This window comes from Streptomyces sporangiiformans, assembly GCF_005768555.2.
GTDB lineage: Bacteria > Actinomycetota > Actinomycetes > Streptomycetales > Streptomycetaceae > Streptomyces > Streptomyces sporangiiformans.
Genome location: NZ_VCHX02000181.1, coordinates 1 through 19,744 on the forward strand (window position 1 = coordinate 1; position 19,744 = coordinate 19,744).

Annotated in this window: 18 protein-coding genes; 14 read left to right on the forward strand and 4 right to left on the reverse strand. The window is 71.9% G+C overall.

The genetic code is table 11. The features are described from left to right. Positions 1-140: 140 nt before the first annotated feature. The gene (locus FGD71_RS33400) at positions 141-911 is read right to left on the reverse strand and encodes an SDR family oxidoreductase (protein WP_119104319.1); all 771 of its coding nucleotides are present in this window, start codon (positions 909-911) and stop codon (positions 141-143) included. Positions 912-1,059: 148 nt separating this feature from the next. Between FGD71_RS33400 and FGD71_RS33405 the strand changes: the two genes are divergently transcribed. After that, positions 1,060-1,689 carry a dihydrofolate reductase family protein gene (locus tag FGD71_RS33405; RefSeq protein WP_119104320.1) on the forward strand — a complete coding sequence of 210 codons (630 nt, stop codon included), beginning with the start codon at positions 1,060-1,062 and terminating at the stop codon, positions 1,687-1,689. A 141-nt stretch (positions 1,690-1,830) separates the two neighbouring features. Then, positions 1,831-2,223: a guanyl-specific ribonuclease gene (locus FGD71_RS33410; RefSeq protein WP_119104321.1), complete on the forward strand. Its 393-nt coding sequence runs from the start codon at positions 1,831-1,833 to the stop codon at positions 2,221-2,223. Here FGD71_RS33410 and FGD71_RS33415 read toward each other — a convergent pair whose 3' ends face one another. Beyond that, positions 2,224-2,430 (reverse strand): hypothetical protein, encoded by a 207-nt coding sequence (locus FGD71_RS33415; RefSeq protein WP_119104322.1) that lies wholly within the window; start codon positions 2,428-2,430, stop codon positions 2,224-2,226. A gap of 198 nt (positions 2,431-2,628) precedes the next feature. Here FGD71_RS33415 and FGD71_RS33420 point away from each other — a divergent pair, with 198 nt between their 5' ends. Both FGD71_RS33420 and FGD71_RS33425 read left to right on the forward strand, forming a co-directional pair. Continuing rightward, the gene (locus tag FGD71_RS33420) at positions 2,629-3,960 is read left to right on the forward strand and encodes a sensor histidine kinase (protein ID WP_119104323.1); all 1,332 of its coding nucleotides are present in this window, start codon (positions 2,629-2,631) and stop codon (positions 3,958-3,960) included. Between the two features lie 66 nt (positions 3,961-4,026). Next, complete coding sequence (locus FGD71_RS33425; RefSeq protein WP_119104324.1) at positions 4,027-4,698, forward strand: response regulator; 672 nt, start codon at positions 4,027-4,029, stop codon at positions 4,696-4,698. 105 nt (positions 4,699-4,803) lie between these two features. Here the strand turns inward: FGD71_RS33425 and FGD71_RS33430 are convergent, their stop codons facing one another. Continuing rightward, positions 4,804-5,817, reverse strand: a complete 1,014-nt coding sequence (locus FGD71_RS33430) for a Gfo/Idh/MocA family protein (RefSeq protein WP_119104325.1) — start codon at positions 5,815-5,817, stop codon at positions 4,804-4,806. A gap of 128 nt (positions 5,818-5,945) precedes the next feature. Here FGD71_RS33430 and FGD71_RS33435 point away from each other — a divergent pair, with 128 nt between their 5' ends. The 10 genes from FGD71_RS33435 to FGD71_RS33480 all read left to right on the forward strand — a co-directional run bounded on the left by FGD71_RS33435 (position 5,946) and on the right by FGD71_RS33480 (position 17,862). Then, positions 5,946-6,683: a GntR family transcriptional regulator gene (locus tag FGD71_RS33435; protein WP_119104326.1), complete on the forward strand. Its 738-nt coding sequence runs from the start codon at positions 5,946-5,948 to the stop codon at positions 6,681-6,683. Between the two features lie 189 nt (positions 6,684-6,872). After that, positions 6,873-8,018 carry an ROK family glucokinase gene (locus FGD71_RS33440; protein ID WP_119104327.1) on the forward strand — a complete coding sequence of 382 codons (1,146 nt, stop codon included), beginning with the start codon at positions 6,873-6,875 and terminating at the stop codon, positions 8,016-8,018. Continuing rightward, positions 8,015-8,596 (forward strand): sugar kinase, encoded by a 582-nt coding sequence (locus FGD71_RS33445; protein ID WP_119104328.1) that lies wholly within the window; start codon positions 8,015-8,017, stop codon positions 8,594-8,596. Before FGD71_RS33440 ends, FGD71_RS33445 begins: the two co-directional genes overlap by 4 nt. Before the next feature lie 148 nt (positions 8,597-8,744). Beyond that, entirely contained in the window at positions 8,745-11,621 is a 2,877-nt protein-coding gene (locus FGD71_RS33450; RefSeq protein WP_119104329.1) for a DEAD/DEAH box helicase, read from the forward strand. 413 nt (positions 11,622-12,034) lie between these two features. Then, on the forward strand, positions 12,035-13,876 hold the full coding sequence (locus tag FGD71_RS33455; protein WP_240436888.1) for an SWIM zinc finger family protein: 1,842 nt from the start codon (positions 12,035-12,037) through the stop codon (positions 13,874-13,876). A gap of 143 nt (positions 13,877-14,019) precedes the next feature. Continuing rightward, complete coding sequence (locus FGD71_RS33460) at positions 14,020-14,517, forward strand: hypothetical protein (RefSeq protein ID WP_119104331.1); 498 nt, start codon at positions 14,020-14,022, stop codon at positions 14,515-14,517. Continuing rightward, positions 14,514-14,819 carry a transcriptional regulator gene (locus tag FGD71_RS33465; protein WP_240436889.1) on the forward strand — a complete coding sequence of 102 codons (306 nt, stop codon included), beginning with the start codon at positions 14,514-14,516 and terminating at the stop codon, positions 14,817-14,819. The genes FGD71_RS33460 and FGD71_RS33465 overlap by 4 nt, the downstream gene beginning before the upstream one ends. A 210-nt stretch (positions 14,820-15,029) precedes the next feature. Further along, the gene (gene pcaDC / locus FGD71_RS33470; protein ID WP_119104332.1) at positions 15,030-16,325 is read left to right on the forward strand and encodes a bifunctional 3-oxoadipate enol-lactonase/4-carboxymuconolactone decarboxylase PcaDC; all 1,296 of its coding nucleotides are present in this window, start codon (positions 15,030-15,032) and stop codon (positions 16,323-16,325) included. Positions 16,326-16,357: 32 nt separating this feature from the next. Continuing rightward, positions 16,358-16,993, forward strand: coding sequence for an MBL fold metallo-hydrolase (locus FGD71_RS33475; RefSeq protein ID WP_119104393.1), 636 nt, complete (start codon positions 16,358-16,360; stop codon positions 16,991-16,993). 89 nt (positions 16,994-17,082) lie between these two features. Further along, positions 17,083-17,862 (forward strand): exodeoxyribonuclease III, encoded by a 780-nt coding sequence (locus FGD71_RS33480; protein ID WP_119104333.1) that lies wholly within the window; start codon positions 17,083-17,085, stop codon positions 17,860-17,862. Between the two features lie 12 nt (positions 17,863-17,874). Here the strand turns inward: FGD71_RS33480 and FGD71_RS33485 are convergent, their stop codons facing one another. Continuing rightward, complete coding sequence (locus FGD71_RS33485) at positions 17,875-19,596, reverse strand: SGNH/GDSL hydrolase family protein (RefSeq protein WP_420878372.1); 1,722 nt, start codon at positions 19,594-19,596, stop codon at positions 17,875-17,877. Between the last annotated feature and the right edge of the window lie 148 nt (positions 19,597-19,744).

Consider the following 19,744-nt stretch of genomic DNA (forward strand, 5'->3'; position numbering starts at 1 on the left):
TGAGGACGAGGCCGTTCAGGCCGATACGGGGGTCTGGGGGCGGAGCCCCCAGGTACGGGATGATGGGGGTCCCCCCTGCTCGAGCGAAGCCGAGAGCTTGGGGGAGGGTAGGGGCGGCGGGGGCGAAAACCCCCGGTCACCTACGCCGCATGTCCGCCATCCACCGAGAACTCCGCCCCCGTGACATACCCCGCCTCACCCCCCGCCAGATACGCGACCATCGACGCCACCTCCTCCGCGGAGCCGAACCGCCCGAGAGCCGTGTCCGCGCTCTGACCGGGCGCGTACGGACCGGTCGCCGGGTTCATGTCGGTGTCGATGGGACCGGGATGGACGATGTTCGCGGTGATGCCACGATCGGCCAGCTCACGGGCGAGCGCCTTCGTCAGGCCGATCAGAGCGGACTTGCTCGTCGCGTAGAGCGTGCCGCCCGGGCCCGGTACACGCTGTGTCATACAGCTGCCGATCATGATGATGCGGCCTCCGGGGACCAGCCGCGTGGCGGCTGCCTGGGAGGTGAGGAAGACGCCACGGACGTTGGTCGCGAGGACGCGGTCCACGTCCGCGAGGGAGAACGTGGGCAGGGGCCCGAGAAGTCCGACGCCGGCGTTGTTGACCAGCACGTCGAGCCGTCCGAACGAGGTCGCGGCCCGCTCGACGGCCTCCACCGCCTCGGCCGCGTCCGCCGCGTCCGCCCGCAGCGCGACGCCGCGCCGCCCCAGCGCCTCGATGCCCCGTACGACGTCCTGCGCGGCTTCCTTGCCCTGTACGTAGGTGACGGCCACGTCCGCGCCCGCACGGGCGAGCCGGAGCGCCGTCGCCGCCCCGATCCCACGGCTGCCGCCGGTCACGAGGGCCACTTTGCCGTGCAGGGTGTCTTGCGGGGCGTTCCTGATGTCGTGAGAAGTCATGGCTTCATCACACCGGCCGTCGCCCTCCGGTGCTGGCGGCGATCGGACGCCGAGTTCACACCTGGACGGCGGGACCGATGAGTTGCGGGGGTCCGTGGGGTCTGAGCTGATGACAGGACACCACCCACATCGAAAGAAGGCACCGGTCATGGGCAAGCTCACCCTCACCAGCTTCGTCACCCTCGACGGCGTCTACCAGGCCCCCGGCGGTCCCAACGAGGACCCGAGCGGTGGGTTCGGGCACGGCGGCTGGAGCGTTCCGTACGGCGACGAGGACTTCGGACGGTTCATGATCGAGGTCTTCGACCACGCGGGCGCGTTCCTCCTCGGCCGCCGTACGTACGAGATCTTCGCCTCGCACTGGCCCAAGGTCACCGATCCGGCCGACCCGATCGCCTCGAAGCTCAACTCCCTGCCCAAGTACGTCGCCTCGTCGACGCTCACGCAGCCGGACTGGGCCAACACCACGGTGATCGACGGTGACCTGGTCAAGGAGGTCACCGCGCTCAAGGAGGACACCGACGGAGAGCTCCAGGTCCACGGCAGCGGCGCCCTCGCACAGTCTCTTCTGGGGCTCGACCTGGTGGACACCGTTCACCTGTTGTCCTTCCCCGTCGTACTCGGCACGGGCCGCCGCCTCTTCGCCGAGGGTGGGCTGCCGACCGCGTTCCGGCACACCGGGGCGCGCGTCACGAGCAAGGGCGTCGCCATCCACACCTACGAGCTGGCAGGACGTCCGGAATACGGCTCGTACGAGCTTCCGACGGAAACCGCGTAGAGCGTGCGGACGGGAGCCGTGTCGTCCCGGTGTGTCTGTCGCGCGGCAGGTTAACTACCGGAAAATTCAACCGACTTGCTGGGCAAAAACGTCGCCCTTGACATTGACATGCCAGGGTCTACGCGCGTCATGCTAGAAGGCATGAGATTCCCCCCACGTACCACTCGCATCGGCGCCCTGGTCTCTCTGATGTCCGCCCTGCTCATAGGCGGCGCCGCCACGATTCCCGCGAACGCGGCGCCGACCGCGGTCGGCAACGTCTGCTACAGCGCGCTGCCGTCCCAGGCGCACGACACGCTCGACCTGATCGAGTCGGGCGGTCCCTTCCCCTACCCCCAGGACGGCACCGTCTTCCAGAACAGGGAAGGCATCCTTCCGGACCAGAGCACCGGCTACTACCACGAGTACACGGTGATCACTCCCGGCTCCGACACGCGCGGTGCCCGACGCATCGTCACCGGTGAGGAGCAGCAGGAGGACTACTACACGGCGGACCACTACGCCTCGTTCCGGCTGGTCGACTACGGCTGCTGATCACCCGGATCGCCGGCTCTCGGCGGCTGCGAACAGCGCGATCGACAGGACCAGCAGAGCGACGCTCGCGTAGATCTCGTAGCCCTCGAGAAGGCCGATCCTCTGCACGAGGGGCCAGGCACGCAGCCAGCCGGTGAGCTCGTGCATCAGACCGGCCGCGCCCTGTATGAGAGCGATCACGCCGAGAAACTCCAGAACCTGCTTCATACCAGGATCCTCGCCCCGCGGACCCCCCACGCTCATCGGCCGCGGGGCGAGGTATGTCCCGACGGAAGTCTCGGGCCGGAGCGGTGGGGGCGAGCCGAAAGTCTTCGACGGTGCGACTTTGGTCGGTGATCATGTGCTGTGGGCTGTGGGAGAGTCCGCCGATGCGTAGATTTGTCGACCGTGAGGGGTAACGAGGGGATGCGGGGGGCGGGGGCAGGCCCGGGGGCGACGTCGCTGACGGCGTCGGAGGCGCTGCCTTTGCCTTTGCCTCTGCCCGGGCGCCGCTGGCTGCTCCCTTCGGCGGTCGCCGCCGAGCTCGACCCCGACCGGGTGGCGCGCGCCGGGCGGACGGGGCGGCCCCGGCGCACCGTGCGCGACTGGATCGTCGACTTCTCCGTCTTCCTGCTGGCCGTCGTCCTCGGTCTGCTCACCGCGGACAGCCTGCCCGAAGCGCCCGGCACCCCGTACGCGCTGGAGGTCGCCGACCAGTGGATCGGCGCGTTCGCCTGCGCCGCGATCTGGCTGCGCCACCGTTGGCCGGTCGGTTTCGCCGTGGCCATGGTCCCCGTCACCTTCGTCTCGGTCACGGCGGGCGGTGCGGGTCTGGTCGCGCTGTTCACGCTCGCCGTGCACAGACCTTTCAAGTACGTGGCCTGCGTCGGCGGTGTCTCGACCGCCCTGGTACCGCTCCTCTACTGGCTGCGGCCCGACCCCGATCTGGGCTACGTCCCGTCGGTGATCCTCGGGGTGCTGCTGGCCGTCGCGATCACCGGCTGGGGCATGTTCGTCCGCTCCCGCCGCCAGCTCCTGCTGAGCCTGCGCGACCGTGCCCGGCGCGCGGAGACGGAGGCCGCCCTCCGCGCCGAACAGGCCCAGCGCCTGGCGCGCGAGGCCATCGCGCGCGAGATGCACGACGTCCTGGCCCACCGGCTCACGCTGTTGAGCGTCCACGCGGGCGCGCTGGAGTTCCGGCCTGACGCACCCAGGGAGGAGGTGGCGCGGGCGGCCGGCGTCATTCGGGAGAGTGCGCACGACGCGTTGCAGGACCTGCGGGAGATCATCGGGGTGTTGCGGAGGGGGGTCGGGGACGAGGGCGGGGCCGGGCCCGGGGATGCGGTGGGGGAGCCCGGGCGGCCGCAGCCGACCCTCGCGGCGCTGGAGGCGCTCGTCTCGGAGTCCCGTGAGGCCGGGATGAAGGTGCTGCTCGACAACCGCGTCGCCGACGCGGCCTCCGCTCCCGCCTCCGTCGGGCGTACCGCGTACCGGATCGCGCAGGAGGGCCTGACCAATGCGCGCAAGCACGCACCCGGGGCGGAGGTGACGGTCGCCGTGTCGGGAGCGCCGGGGGACGGACTGACCGTGTCCGTACGCAATCCGGATCCGTCGGGCGAGGTCCCGCCGGTGCCGGGCTCCGGGCAGGGGCTGATCGGGCTGACCGAGCGGGCGATGCTGGCGGGCGGCCGGCTTGCCCACGGGCCGCTGGGAGACGGGGGGTTCGAGGTGCGGGCCTGGCTGCCGTGGGAGCGGTGAGCGTGGTGCCACGGCCCGATGGGTGCGGAGTGCCGTCCTGGCGGGAACCGTGATTACGTGTGCCCCATGACTCCGATCCGTCTGCTCCTCGTCGACGATGATCCGCTGGTCCGAGCCGGGCTGACCTTCATGATGGGGGGCGCCGACGACCTCGAGATCGTTGGGGAGGCTGCCGACGGGGGTGAGGTGGAGGCGCTGGTGGATCGCACGCGGCCCGATGTCGTGCTGATGGACATCCGGATGCCCACCGTGGACGGACTGACCGCTACCGAAAGGCTCAGGAGCCGTCAGGACGCGCCCCAGGTGGTGGTGCTCACCACCTTTCACGCCGATGAGCAGGTGATGCGGGCCTTACGGGCGGGCGCGGCGGGGTTCGTCCTCAAGGACACTCCGCCGGCGGAGATCCTGGCGGCGGTGCGTCGGGTCGCGGCCGGGGATCCCGTGCTGTCGCCCACCGTCACCCGGCAGTTGATGGAGCACGCCGCGGGCGCCGCCCCGGACACACGGCATGCGAACGCCCGTACGCGGATCGCCGCGCTCAACGACCGTGAGCGCGAGGTCGCCGTCGCGGTCGGGCGGGGGCGGTCGAACGCCGAGATCGCGAGCGAGTTGTTCATGAGCGTCGCCACCGTCAAGACCCACGTCTCCCGGATCCTCGCCAAGCTGGACCTCAACAACCGTGTGCAGATCGCCCTGTTGACCTATGACGCGGGGCTCTTGGAGGGAGACGGGTCCTAGCCTCGGCGTTTTGGTTGGGTCCGGGTACGAGTCAGGAAGTCTGCTCGCCTTCAGGCGCGCAGACTTCCTGGGGGCCACAGCCTGGCAGGAGGCGCAGCCGGTGAGTCAGCCCGGGGTGTCCGGGATCTCCGCCACGGACACCAGCCGGCGTTCGAGCCGGGACAGTTCGCACGCCTCGGCGATCCGCAGCGCGTGCAGCGCCTCGCGCCCGTCGCACGGGTTCGTCCGCTCCCCGCGCACGACCTCGACGAAGGCGTGCAGCTCCGCCTCGTACGCGGGCGCGAATCGCTCCAGGAACCCGGTCCACGGCTTGCTCGCGGGCGGCGGCCCGGCCGGCTCCGTGGAGGCGATCGGCGTACGGTCGTCCAGGCCGACGCCGATCTGGTCCAGCTCACCGGCCAGCTCCATGCGTACGTCGTATCCCGCGCCGTTCATGCGGGTCGACGTCGCCGTGGCGAGCGTGCCGTCGTCCAGGGTGAGGACGGCCGCGGCCGTGTCGATGTCGTTCGCCTCGCGGAACATCCCGGGACCGGCGTCCGAACCCATCGCGTACACCTCGGTGACCTCTCGGCCGGTCACCCACCGCAGGATGTCGAAATCATGCACCAGGCAGTCCCGGTACAGGCCACCGGAGAGCGGGAGATACGCGGCTGGAGGCGGCGACTGGTCGGACGTCATCGCCCGCACGGTGTGCAGCCGTCCGAGCCGGCCCGAGCGCACCGCCTCGCGCGCGGCGGCGTAGCCGGCGTCGAAGCGGCGCTGGAAGCCCAGTTGCAGTGCCGTACCGGCGGCCTCGACCTCGGCGAGCGCGGTGAGCGTGCCGGGCAGGTCGAGGGCGATGGGCTTCTCGCAGAACACCGGGAGTCCGGCGCGTGCCGCCCGACCGATCAGTTCGGCGTGGGCCGACGTGGCCGCCGTGATGACCACGGCGTCCACGCCCCAGGTGAAGATCTCGTCCACGCTGGGTGCCGCTGTGGCGCCCAGGCGGTCCGCGAGCTCACGAGCCCGGGCCGGGTCCGCGTCCGTGACGATGAGAGAGCCGCCGACCTCGCGGTGGCGGCTGAGAGCGGTCGCGTGGAATGTGCCGATACGGCCCGTTCCGATGAGTCCGATGCGCATGGGAACAAATTGAGGGCGGACCCCGCACTCTGTCAATGGTTTGTCCGGACAATCGAACTTCACAACTTCCCGTCATCATTCACCAGAGCTACGCTCGCTCCGTGCCCAAACCAGAAGTGGATCCGACCGTGACGCTCCAGCTCAGCGTCGACCGGAGCAGTCCGGTGCCGTTGTACTTCCAGCTGTCCCAGCAGCTCGAGGCGGCGATCGAGCACGGCGAGCTGACGCCCGGCAGCCTGCTGGGCAACGAGATCGAGCTCGCCGGGCGGCTCGGCCTGTCCCGCCCGACGGTCCGCCAGGCCATCCAGTCCCTCGTCGACAAGGGCCTCCTCGTACGCCGCCGAGGCGTCGGTACCCAGGTCGTGCACAGCCAGGTCAAGCGCCCGCTGGAGCTCAGCAGCCTCTACGACGACCTCGAGGCGGCCGGCCAGCGACCGGAGACCCGGGTCCTCGTCAACACCGTCGTCCCGGCGTCGGCCGAGGTCGCCGCCGCCCTCGCGGTGGCGGAGGGCAGCGACGTCCACCGCGTGGAGCGACTGCGCCTGGCTCACAGCGAGCCGGTGGCGTACCTGTGCAACTACCTGCCGCCCGGACTGCTCGACCTGGAGAGCTCGCAGCTGGAGGCCACCGGCCTGTACCGACTGATGCGAGCGGCCGGCATCACGCTGCACAGCGCCCGCCAGTCCGTCGGGGCGCGCGCCGCCACAGTGGTGGAAGCCGAACGCCTCGGCGAGCCCGAGGGAGCCCCCCTGCTCACCATGCAGCGCACCACCTTCGACGACACGGGCCGCGCCGTCGAGTTCGGCACCCACACGTACCGGGCGTCGCGCTACTCGTTCGAGTTCCAGCTACTGGTACGCCCCTGAGGGCCGAGATCCCTGGCCATGCCCCGTATGGGTGCAGGGCCGTACCCCGTAAGGGGCGCGGAGAACCGCGCGACCAGCCACAATGAACCGGCAGCGAACAAACGACCGGCACCTGCCCACGGCTCGCCAAGCCGACGGCAAGGGACTCCGTCGTGCAGCCCAGCGGCAGCGTGAGGCAGAATCGGCGCGATGAGCACCTACCGCGACCTCGCACACCGCGGCTCCGCGCGGGCCACCGTCCTGCGTACCGTCGGGACGCGCGAGCGCCGATCGCATCTGACGGCGCCCCGCGTCCCCACCGTCGGCATCGACATCGGCGGTACGAAGGTGATGGCGGGCGTCGTCGACGCGGACGGCAACATCCTGGAGAAGGTCCGCACCGAGACCCCCGACAAGTCCAAGAGCCCCAAGGTCGTCGAGGACACCATCGTCGAACTGGTCCTGGATCTCTCCGACCGGCACGACGTGCACGCCGTCGGCATAGGGGCAGCCGGCTGGGTCGACGCCGACCGCAACCGCGTCCTGTTCGCGCCCCACCTGTCCTGGCGCAACGAACCGCTGCGGGACCGCATCTCCGGGCGCCTCGCCGTCCCCGTCCTGGTCGACAACGACGCGAACAGCGCCGCCTGGGCGGAGTGGCGCTTCGGCGCGGGCCGCGGCGAGGACCACCTCGTCATGATCACGCTGGGCACCGGCATCGGCGGCGCGATCCTGGAGGACGGCCAGGTCAAGCGCGGAAAGTTCGGCGTGGCGGGCGAGTTCGGCCATATGCAGGTCGTGCCCGGCGGCCACCGCTGCCCCTGCGGCAACCGCGGCTGCTGGGAGCAGTACAGCTCAGGCAACGCGCTGGTCCGCGAGGCCCGCGAACTCGCCGCCGCCGACTCCCCGGTGGCCTACGGGATCGTCGAGCACGTCAAGGGCAACATCTCCGAGATCACGGGCCCGATGATCACCGAACTGGCTCGCGAGGGCGACGCCATGTGCATCGAGCTCCTCCAGGACATCGGCCAGTGGCTCGGCGTCGGTATCGCGAACCTCGCGGCTGCCCTGGACCCGTCCTGCTTCGTCATCGGCGGCGGTGTCTCGGCGGCCGACGACCTGCTGATCGGCCCCGCGCGGGACGCCTTCCGGCGCCATCTGACCGGTCGCGGCTACCGACCCGAGGCCCGCATCGCCCGCGCCCAGCTCGGCCCCGAGGCCGGCATGGTCGGCGCCGCCGACCTCGCCCGGCTCGTCGCCCGCCGCTTCCGGCGCGCCAAGCGGCGCCGGGTGGAGCGCTACGAGCGCTACGAGCGGTACGTGGAATCGCGCCGTACGACCCAGGGGTCGCTGTGATGCCCTCACTGCCGCGCCAGGCGGCGCCGCCGGACGAGCCGTCGCGACCGTCCGAGGACCGTCGCCACATGATCCGCCGACGTGCGCTCACCCTGCTGATCATCGTGCTGCTCATCGGCGTCCCGGCCGGCTACCTGGTGATCTCCGCCAACCAGAGCCGCGACAGCGGCAAGGACAAGGAGAAGAAGTACTCGGCGACCGGCCTCACCGAGGGCTGGCCCTCGCGGGTCCAGCGCCGTCTCTACCACCTGCCCGTCCCGTCGGGCTCGGACCATGTCGCGTACTACGAGACGAACAACTGGAAGACCAGCCGTCTGTACATCCAGTTCCTCACCAGCGAAAAAGGCCTCGACAAGTTCCTCAAGAGGATCGGCTCCAGCCGCGCCGCCCTGGAGCGGGACGAGCTCGCCGTCACCGCCCGCGACCGGCGGATCGTCGGCTGGGAGTTCACAGGACCCGGCCCCTGGTCGGGCCTCACCCGCGAGCGGAAGAACCCGACACCCACGCTGGACATAGTCGTGAACTGGTCGAAGCGCGGCCACCCCATGGTCTACGCGGTCTCGCGGACGACTCCCTGATCCTTTCCCGCTCCGCCGCCGGACTCCGTTGTCAGACCCGGCCCGTACAGTCGAAGACGAGTGATCCGACTCGGCTCATCAGGCACGTCGGTGCCGGCTGGGTCGGCGGGGCTGACGGGGCCGGCGGGCGAGGGAGGTGGCGGGGAGCATGAGCGTGGGGGACGTGGCGCACACCGCGGTGCCCGGTCGGCTCGCCGCCGTCTTCCTGCCCGCCGCGCTGCCGCGCGAGGGGCGGATCGCCTTCTGGGATCCGGACGGGGGAGCGCTTCCGGCCGGAGAGCACACCGAGCTCACGGTGGTACGACGGCACGGCGCAGGCGTGCGGCGGGGACCGGCGCCCGCGCTGACGCTGACGGTCGGGGAGGCCCTGCCACTGCTCGTACGGGCGAGGCAGGACCCCTCGGCGCACGCCTCCACGACCTGCTGGGGCGCCGCCGCCCTGCACGCGCTGCGGCTCGTCGCGCGCGGGCGCCTGCTGCCCGGCCTGACGCGTGACGGCCATGACGCCTGGCGAGCCGGGCCCCTCGACCCGGACGACATCGCGCACCTGAGGGCGATGGCGGCGGCCCTCCCGCACGAAGGGCATGCCGTACCGCTTCCGGGCCGCGGCCCCCTTCAGGTGCCCGACCCGGAGGCGCTGATGCGCGCCTTCCTGGACTCCGTCGCCGACACACTGCCGCGCACCGCGGCCGCGCCGTACGCCGCCGGGAAACCCTTCTCCGCGCGCGAGCCCCAGCGACTGCCGGGCGCCCAGGACTGGGCGGCGGAGGTCGCCGCGGGCATGGACGCGGGCGTACGGATCTCGCTGCGTCTGGACCTGTCGGCGTACGACCTCTTCGACGACAGCGACGACAGTGACGACAGCGAGCGCCGCGAGGACAGATCGCGGGCGAGGCGGGCGGGCGCGGCCATCGTCCAGGTGCACAGCCTCGCCGATTCCACCCTCGTCGTCGACGCCGCGGCCCTGTGGGCGGGTGACGCCGACGCGATGTTCGGGCCGCGTGCCCGTGTCGACGCGGCGCTGGCCGTGCGCCGCGCGGCCCGCGTCTGGCCTCCCCTGGACCGGCTGTCCGCGCAGGACGTGCCGGACGTACTCGCCCTGTCCGAGGACGAGTTGTCCGACCTGCTCGGCGTCGCGGCGACCCGCCTGGGCGCGGCCGGTGTCGCCGTGCACTGGCCGCGCGACCTCGCCCAGGACCTGAGCGCGGCGGCGGTGGTGCGCCCCGCACCGGGTTCCGCGACGGACGGCACGGGCTTCTTCGAGAGCGAGGAACTGCTCCAGTTCCGCTGGCAGTTGGCCCTCGGCGGGGATCCGTTGACCGAGGCCGAGATGGACACGCTGGCCGAAGCTCATCGGCCGGTCGTGCGGCTGCGCGACCAGTGGGTGCTCGTCGACCCGGCACTGGTCCGCAAGGCCCGCAAGCGCGAACTGGGCCTGCTCGACCCGGTCGACGCCCTCTCCGCCGCGCTCACCGGCACCGCGGAGGTCGACGGCGAGACGGTCGAAGCGGTGCCTGTCGGCGCGCTGGCCGCGCTGCGGGACCGGCTGACGGTGGGCGTGCGACCCGCCGAGCCGCCCGCCGGGCTGACGGCGCGGCTGCGGGACTACCAACTGCGTGGGCTGGCCTGGCTCGACCTCATGACCTCGCTCGGCCTCGGCGGCTGCCTCGCCGACGACATGGGCCTCGGCAAGACCGTCACCGTCATCGCCCTCCACCTGAAGCGGGCGCGCCGCGAGCCGACCCTGGTCGTCTGCCCCGCCTCGCTGCTCGGCAACTGGCAGCGGGAGATCGCCCGGTTCGCCCCGGGCGTCCCCGTCCGTCGCTATCACGGACCGGGCCGCACGCTGGACGACCTGGACGGCGGCTTCGTCCTCACCACGTACGGGACGATGCGCTCGGGTGCGCCCCGGCTCGCCCAGCAGCCGTGGGGCATGGTCGTCGCGGACGAGGCGCAGCACGTCAAGAACCCGTACTCGGCGACGGCGAAAGCCCTGCGTACGATCCCCGCGCCGGCCCGGGTCGCCCTGAGCGGGACGCCCGTGGAGAACAATCTCTCCGAACTCTGGGCCCTGCTCGACTGGACGACGCCCGGACTGCTCGGCCCCCTGAAGTCCTTCCGTGCGCGGCACGCGCGCGCGGTGGAGAACGGAGAGGACGAGGAGGCCGTGGCCCGCCTCGCCCGGCTGATCCGCCCCTTCCTGCTGCGCCGCAAGAAGTCCGATCCCGGCATCGTCCCCGAGCTCCCTCCGAAGACCGAGACCGACCATCCCGTACCGCTCACCCGTGAACAGGCCTCGCTGTACGAGGCGGTGGTCCGCGAGTCGATGCTGGCGATCGAGACGACCGAGGGCATCGCCCGGCGTGGTCTGGTCCTCAAACTCCTCACCTCGCTCAAGCAGATCTGCAATCACCCGGCGCTGTATCTGAAGGAGGACGCGGGAGGGGTGTCCGCAGGCAGGCCCGGCGGCCAGAGCGACACGGCCCGTCTCGCGGCCCGGTCCGGCAAACTGGCCCTGCTCGACGAGCTGTTGGACACGCTGCTCGCCGAGGACGGCTCGGCGCTCGTCTTCACCCAGTACGTGGGGATGGCCCGGCTGATCACTTCCCACCTCGCGGTCAGGGCGGTACCGGTCGAGCTGTTGCACGGTGGTACGCCGGTGCCCGAGCGCGAACACATGGTGGACCGCTTCCAGAGCGGGGCGACACCCGTCCTGGTCCTGTCCCTGAAGGCCGCCGGCACGGGCCTCAACCTCACACGCGCGGGCCATGTCATCCACTTCGACCGCTGGTGGAACCCCGCCGTCGAGGAACAGGCCACGGACCGCGCTTACCGCATCGGCCAGACCCAGCCCGTCCAGGTCCACCGCCTCATCACCGAGGGCACGGTCGAGGACCGCATCGCCGAAATGCTCGAATCGAAGCGGGCCCTGGCCGACGCGATCCTGGGCTCCGGCGAGGCGTCCCTCACCGAACTCACCGACCGCGAACTGTCGGACCTGGTCTCGCTCCGGAGGACCGTGTGATGTCTCCGACGGGTCGGCGGGATACGGCGGGCGGGCGTTCGCCGGAGGAGCGCGGTGCGTTGGACGGGCGCGCGTCGGGGGAGCATGCGGAGCTGGACGAGGGTGCGTGCGCGGAGGCCTACGCGTCGGGCGAGCGCGAGTCGGGGGACGCCGGAGTCTCGGACGAGTGGCTGTCGGGAGGGTCTTGCGCATCGGAAGAGCGCCCGGCTGAGTCAGAGGTGTCGACTGAGTCCGGTTCCTCGGCCGGGGCCGGCGCGGGGGCCCGGCCCCGGCCCGCGGATGTGGCTCGACGGGCCTTGTGGGCCGCGCGGCGGGGCGCGGCCGGGGCCTCGGACGGCGGCTCGGAGGAGCACCGCTCCGTCGCGTCGGAGGGGCGACCGGCGGGAGGGGACGCGGAGCAGGGACCCTCCGAGATGAAGATGGCCCGGCGGCGGACCGTGCCGCAGGGGCCTCGGCCGGGTGACGTGGTGCGTGAGGCCCTGCGTGGCGCTGCCACTCGCGGGGAGGACGGACAGCCCGAAGCGGCGGCAGGCACCGAGGGCGGCGAGCGCTCCGGGGAGACGTCCGAGCCGTCGGCCGCCGACCGTCCCGGCGGTGGTGGTGGGGCCGCCGGTACGCTGCGCCCTGGTGACGTGGCCCGTGAGGCGTTGCGTGCCGCGCGAACCGAGGCGAGCCTGGCCGCTCGTACGACGGCCGGGGGCAAGGGTGTTGGTGGCCCGAGCCGTCCCGTTGACGGGAAGGCCCCCGTCTCCGAACCACCTCAGAGATCCGCGAACCGCCGCGCGCGGGCAGTGTCGCGCCCGGACCGGTTGAGCAACGCGGAGTCCGAAGCGCCGCCGTGGCTGGGCGGGACAGAGGACCGCCCGACGAAGTCCGATGAACCAGGCGGCATCGCTCACACCGGGCCCGCGCCCGCGCCCACGCTCGAAGAGGGCGGCTCCACGCCCCCCTTCGCTCCCGGCCCCCCGGCGAGGGGCAACCAGGGCGCCGCCACCCCGGCCCGCGACAGCGAGCTTCGGCGTACCTTCCCCGCCCTTCCGCCGCGGCCCCCCGGTGCGGACGGGTTCGCCGAGACGTGGTGGGGCAACGCCTGGGTGGCCGCGCTGGAGGAGACCGCGTTGGATCCGGCGCGGCTCGCGCGGGGGCGGGTGTACGCGGGAAAGGGGCGCGTGGACGCCGTCACCGTTACGCCCGGGCTCGTGCTCGCGTATGTGCACGGGAGCCGGCCGCGGCCGTACCGGGTGCAGATCCGGATGCGTACGCTCGCCGACCGCGACTGGGAGCGGTTCCTGGACGCGGCAGCCGAACGGCCGGGGCACATCGCGGCGTTGCTCGACAAGGACATGCCCCAGTCGCTCGCCGAATGCGGCGTCGAGCTGCTGCCCGGGCCCGGTGATCTCGAACCGCACTGCAGTTGCCCCGACTTCGGTCACCCCTGCAAGCACGCGGCCGCCCTGTGCTACCAGACGGCAAGGCTGCTGGACGAAGACCCCTTCGTCCTCCTCCTGCTGCGCGGCCGGGGCGAACGCGACCTGCTGGACGCGCTGTCGCGGCGCAACGCCGCCCTGGCCGCGCGGTCGGCCCGCGCCGCCCAGGAACAGGAACCGTCGCTCCCGGGCGTACGTGCCCGTGACGCCCTCGCACCCCGCACGCTTCCCCCTCTTCCACAACCGCTACCGCCGCCCGCGCACCCCGAACAACCCCCGGCCTATCCGGCCGCACCGGGCGGCCCGGACCCGCTGGCCCTCGACCAGTTGGCCACCGACGCGGCCACCCGTGCGCACGCGCTGCTCACCACGGGACGCGACCCGGTCGCGGAGCTGACGCTCTGGCAGGACGCCGTCCGCCTCGCGGCCACCCGCCCCGGCTCCGGCCTCACCGCCACGACCCGCGCCCTCTACCAGTCGCTCGCCTCCGCCGCCGGCCGCACCCCGGCCGATCTGGCGCGCGCGGTCGCCGCCTGGCGCCAGGGCGGAGTCGAAGGACTGGCCGTCCTCGAAGAGCCCTGGGATCCGCCGGCGGGCCGTTTCGACCGCGCCCGCCCGCTCCTCCTGGCCGCCGACCTCCCCGCCTTCCGCCCCTGGCGCAACCACCTCACCCACCCTCGCGGTCACATACAACTCCGCCTCGGCCGCGACGGTCTCTGGTACGCGTACGAATCGGAGCCGGGCCACGACGACTGGTGGCCCCGGGGCACCCCCGACCTCGACCCGGTCGGCGCCCTCACAGGCCTCGGCACCCCGAACGACCTCTGAGGGCCGCCCGAGTCGGAGCCCGGCCCCCGGCCCCGGCCGCTTGAGCCCGGCCCCGGCCCCGGCCGCCCGCGTGGGACCAACGCTTTCCATGGCGGAAACTTGTGTCTTGCCGTACCGGAAACACACAAGCTAGTCTTTCCGTTGTGGAAACTAACGGACACGCCTTTCGCCCGACCCCGCAGCAGGCCCGCGCCGCCCTGGCCGACACCGAGCAGGTCAGGGCGTCCGCCGCCGCCTTGTCCGCCACTCCGTGGCCGCGCTGGTTCGCCATCACGCTCGCGCTGTTCATCGCCGCCATCCCGCCGGTCTACGGGGGCCTGCTGGCGGACCCCCAGTGGCTCCTGCCCGGTCCGGTCTGGGGCGTCATCATGCTGGTGATGACCGCGGGGTACCTGGCGCTGTACGGTGTCGCGGCGGCGAACTGGCGCAAGAAGACCGGCGTGGCCCTACGCCTGGACGTGCTGCCCAAGCGCGCCGTCGTGCCGCTGGCGATCGGGCTGCCCGCGCTGCTGCTGGGCGGGCCCCACGCCTTCCGTGCCACCGGAGAGCCACTGTGGCTGTTCGCCGCCTCAGCCGCCGGGGCCGCCGTGTCGATCGGCTTCCACCTCACCTTCGTACGCCTGCACCGGAAGGCCTCGTGACCAGCGCCGCCACCGACCCCATGGACGGCTTCGACACCACCATCCATGCCCCCAACCGCCTGCGGATCTGCGCCCTGCTCGACACCGCGGGCGAGGCCGAGTTCTCCGTGGTCCAGCGGCAGCTCGACGTGTCCGCCTCCGTCCTGAGCAAGCACGTCACCGTGCTGATGGAGGCCGGCTATGTCGAGCAGCGCAAGGCCGTGCGCGACACCCGCCAACGCGTCTGGCTACGCCTGACCCGGCAGGGGCGGGAGGCCTACCAGGCGCATCTCACCGCTCTGCGCACCATCGTCGGGTCGTAGCGCAGCTGGGGAAACGCGACTGGGGAAACGTGACCTCGAAGTCCGGCCACGGCGACCGTCCTGCGCATCTCGGGCGCGGTCAGAGGTATGTGAAGCCGGCAGTCGAGGATCTTCGCGATGCCGCCACAACGTGGGGAGGTCTGCAGGAGGTCTGCAGAGTGCCCTGCCCCAGGCGCGTGAGAAATCGTGAGATATGAGAGCGTGAGCCGGGTGAGCGAGACGATGACGAGCACCCTGCAGTACCGCTTCGACGGACCAGAACAAGCACCTGTCCTGATCCTGGGTCCCTCACTCGGTACAACCTGGCACATGTGGGACCGGCAGATCCCGGAGCTGACCAAGCACTGGCGGGTCTTCCGGTTCGACCTGCCGGGCCACGGCGGCGCGCCCGCGCACCCGGCCGCCTCGGTCGCCGACCTCGCCGAGCGGCTGTTGGGCACGCTCGACGGCCTCGGCGTCCAGCGGTTCGGCTACGCGGGCTGCGCGTTCGGCGGTGCCATCGGTATCGAGTTGGCGCTGCGCCACCCGGAGCGGATGGCCTCGCTCGCCCTGATCGCCGCCTCGCCGCGCTTCGGCACGGCCGACCAGTTCCGGCAGCGCGGTGTGATCGTACGGACGAACGGCCTCGACCCCATCGCGCGGACATCGCCGGAGCGCTGGTTCACCAGCGGGTTCGCCGCCGCGCAGCCCGCCATCACCGAGTGGGCGGTGCAGATGGTCCGCACCACCGACCCGGGCTGCTACATCGCCGCCTGCGAGGCGCTCGCCTCCTTCGACGTACGGGCCGAACTCGGCCGGGTCGGCGTTCCCACACTCGTCCTCGTCGGCTCCGACGACCAGGTCACCGGCCCCGCCGAGGCCCGTACACTGGTCGCCGGAATACCGGACGCCCGCCTCGCGGTCGTGCCCGGCGCCTCGCACCTGGTCCCCGTGGAGCAGCCCGGCGCGGTCACCGACCTTCTCGTACGACACTTCTCCAGCGCCTGGCAGCCCGCCTTCGATACGACTTCGGGCCACCAGATGGCGATCTCGGCGCCCCCGGTCAAGCCGGTCCTGGCCGCGGCCCCGCCGATGATGCCACTCGCGGAGATCGCCCCCGTCGCGCAGCCCGAGGTCCTCGGCAGGCCCGACCCGTACGACGCGGGCCTCAAGGTCCGCCGCGAGGTGCTCGGCGACGCGCATGTGGACCGGGCGCTGGCCCAGGCGGACGAGTTCTCCGGAGACTTCCAGGAGTTCATCACGCGGTACGCCTGGGGTGAGGTCTGGGACCGACCGGGTCTGGACAGACGCTCCCGCAGTTGTGTCACGCTCACCGCCCTGGTCGCGGGCGGCCATCTCGAAGAACTCGCCTTCCACACCCGGGCCGCCCTTCGTAACGGCCTGACCCCGGTCGAGATCAAGGAAGTACTCCTCCAGGCGGCCGTCTACTGCGGCGTACCGGCCGCGAACAGCGCTTTCCGGGTGGCCCAGAAGGTGATCCGCGAGGAGACCACGCCCCAGGAATGATCCTGCTCGGTGTCGGGGGCAGGATGGAACACATGAAGCTCACGAAGAAGGCGCATGCCTGCGTCCGGCTCGAGAAGGACGGGCGCACGCTCGTCATCGATCCCGGCGGTTTCAGCGAGGAGGACGCCGCGGTCGGCGCGGACGCGATCCTGGTCACGCACGAGCACCCCGACCACTTCGACGAGGGGCGGCTGCGGGCCGGCCTGGAGGCCAGCCCCGGCGCCGAGCTGTGGACCCTGAAGTCCGTCTCCGACCAGGTCGCGGCGGCGTTCCCGGGCCGCGTGCACACCGTCGGCCACGGCGACACGTTCACCGCCGCGGGCTTCGACGTACAGGTCCACGGCGAACTGCACGCCGTCATCCACCCCGACATCCCGCGCATCACCAACGTCGGCTATCTCGTCGACGGCGGCCGCGTCTTCCACCCGGGCGACGCCCTCACCGTCCCCGACCAGCCGGTCGAGACGCTGATGCTTCCGGTGATGGCCCCATGGAACAAGATCGCCGAAGTGATCGACTACGTACGCGAGGTCAAACCGCACCGCGCGTACGACATCCATGACGCGCTCCTCACCGACCTCGCGCGCCCGATCTACGACCGTCAGATCGGCGGCCTGGGCGGATCGGAGCACCTGCGGCTTGCACCGGGCGCGTCGGCGGAGATCTGAGCGCGCCGGAGAGCTGAGCGCGCCGGAGAGCTGAGCGCCCGATACCTCCGGCGGTTCCGTTGTCAGACCCTGCCGGTAAGTTGTCGGGCATGCGCATCGCCACCTGGAACGTGAACTCGATCACCGCCCGTCTCCCGAGGCTGCTGGCCTGGCTGGAGAGCACGAACACGGACGTGCTGTGCCTCCAGGAGGCCAAGACCACCGCCGAGCAGTTCCCGTCCGCCCAGCTCCGCGAACTGGGCTACGAGTCGGCGGTGCACGCGACGGGACGGTGGAACGGCGTGGCGGTGATCTCCCGCATAGGCCTCGAAGACGTGGTCAGGGGCCTGCCCGGCGACCCCGGCTACGACGGGGTCCAGGAGCCCCGGGCCGTCTCCGCGACCTGCGGCCCGGTCCGCGTCTGGTCGGTGTACGTGCCGAACGGACGCGAGGTGGACCACGCCCACTTCGCGTACAAACTCCAGTGGTTCGAGGCGCTCAAGGCGGCGGTCGCGGGTGACGCGGGCGGTAGCCGGCCGTTCGCCGTGATGGGCGACTACAACGTGGCGCCGACGGACGACGACGTCTTCGACATCGCCGCCTTCGAGGGCGCCACGCACGTCACACCGGCCGAGCGCGCCGCCCTCGCCTCCCTCCGTGAGGCAGGGCTCTCGGACGTGGTCCCGCGCCCCCTCAAGTACGACCACCCGTTCACCTACTGGGACTACCGCCAGCTCTGCTTCCCCAAGAACCGCGGCATGCGCATCGACCTGGTCTACGGCAACCAGCCCTTCGCGAAGGCCGTCACGGACGCCTACGTGGACCGTGAGGAGCGCAAGGGCAAGGGCGCCTCCGACCACGCCCCGGTAGTGGTGGACCTGGACGTGTGACGCCGACAGGCCCTACAGCAGCTTGAGGTCCACGGAGTCCGCCAGCGCCGCCAACCCCGCGTCCCCCGGATGCAGATGGTCCCCGCTGTCGTAGGCGGGCAGCATCCGCGCCGGGTGGGCGGGGTCCCGCACCACCGCGTCGAAGTCGAGTACGCCGTCGAAGTCGGAGTTGGACCGGATGTACGCGTTCACGGCCACGCGCTGTGCGTCTGCCGCCGCCGTGCAGCGTGTCTCGCCCTCGCAGGGGACGATCGTCGCGGCCAGGACCCGCAGACCTCGGGCATGCGCCCGCTCGGCGATCTTCCGCAGTCCGGCGATGACCTGGTCCGCGCTCGCGCCCCAGCGGACGTCGTTGACGCCCTGGAAGACGAGGGCCGTCCGGGCCGACGTCTGGGCGAGGACATCGCGGTCGAGGCGGTTCAGTGCGCTCACGCCACCTGTGCTGGTGGAGACGCCGTCGCCGGAGTAGACGTCGGTGACCACGCGGTTCGCCGAGATGCCGTGGTTGAGGACGCCGTAGTGCGGCACCGCGTCCTGGTTCAGCAGTCGCCTGGAGAGCACATTGGGCCAGCGGCGGTTCCCGTCCGGCGTCGACTTGTCGCCGTCCGTGATGGAGTCCCCGAGCAGCACGACGGAACCGGGCCCGCCGCCCACGTCCACACCGGTCAGCAGCGGCCAGTTGGTGATCGTCGAGGTGTACGCGTCCGGGGTGGCGGCAGCGGCGTGGTCGCCCGGCACACTGACGTACGACCGCTGGATGGCCTGGGTGTGGACGGGCGCGGCGGTCACCGTTCCCGGCAGATGGAAGCTCACCAGCAGGTTGGTGTCCGCGGGCACGTCGAAGCCGAGCGGATCGCTGAACACCTGTGCGCCTGCCGGGATCTCGGCCCCCGCCGCGCCGCGGAACGACAGCGGCACGGGCGCGCTCCGTGGGCTCGCGCCGGACGCCTGAACGGCCACCGTCGCACTGCCGATCCGTACGGGTGTGGCCGCGAAGGTGTTGTCGAGCCGGATCCGTACGCGCGGTCCGCCCGCCGAGGTGTGCACCACCAGGCGCAGTGTCCGGTCCGTCCAGGGCCCGACCGCCGTGTAGCCGGAGGTGGAGGCGGCCCAACTGCCGGTCCAGCCAGGCCTGTCGGCGCGCACCGACAGCGCGAACACATGCAGGTCGTGCGCGCGCGGCAGTTCGACCGAGGCGACGTCCCGGCCTCGGGCGAGCGGCACGGTCACGACGTACAGCCGTGCCTTCTCGGCGAGTTGACCACCGGGTGTGTTGATGTGCGGCAGGGCCACGGCCTTGGTGGCGAGCGGGCCGCGGCGCCAGTCCGGTGCGGTCAGCTGGTACGAGGAGCGTGATCCGTTCGCGTACCGCACGACACCCGTGCCCGTCACCGCGTCGCCTCCCGTGCCCGCCACCAGGAAGGCGAGGGCGTCGCCGCGGCCCCGTACCCGGACGGACTGGCCGTCGGCGCGCACGTTGTCCGGCCCGCCCGCCTCGCGGCGCGGCCAGGTCAGCCCGGCACCCTGGACGGTCAGCGAGCGGCCGGGCGTCCAGCCCGCGGCGGTCAGGTCCTGCGCCGACAGCGAGCCGCCCGCGCCGTCGAAGTCCGCCGCCCCGGGCCGGGCGTCGTCGCTGACGGCCGTGTTGTCGAAGAGGCGCTCCAACGGGAGCGGCTGAGTCCGGGCGGGCGGCGCCTCCCGTGCGGCCTGCGCGGATGCTGTCGGCACCCCCACCGAAAGAAGTGCGAGAGCAACGGCCGGACCCCAGACATGTCGGCGCACTACCGACCTCCCGCTTCTGACGAGACGACAGATGTTCCGCGAAGCTAAGGAGACAGCGGGGACTCGTCAATGATCCGGGCGCTAACTCCGTGCGAACTTG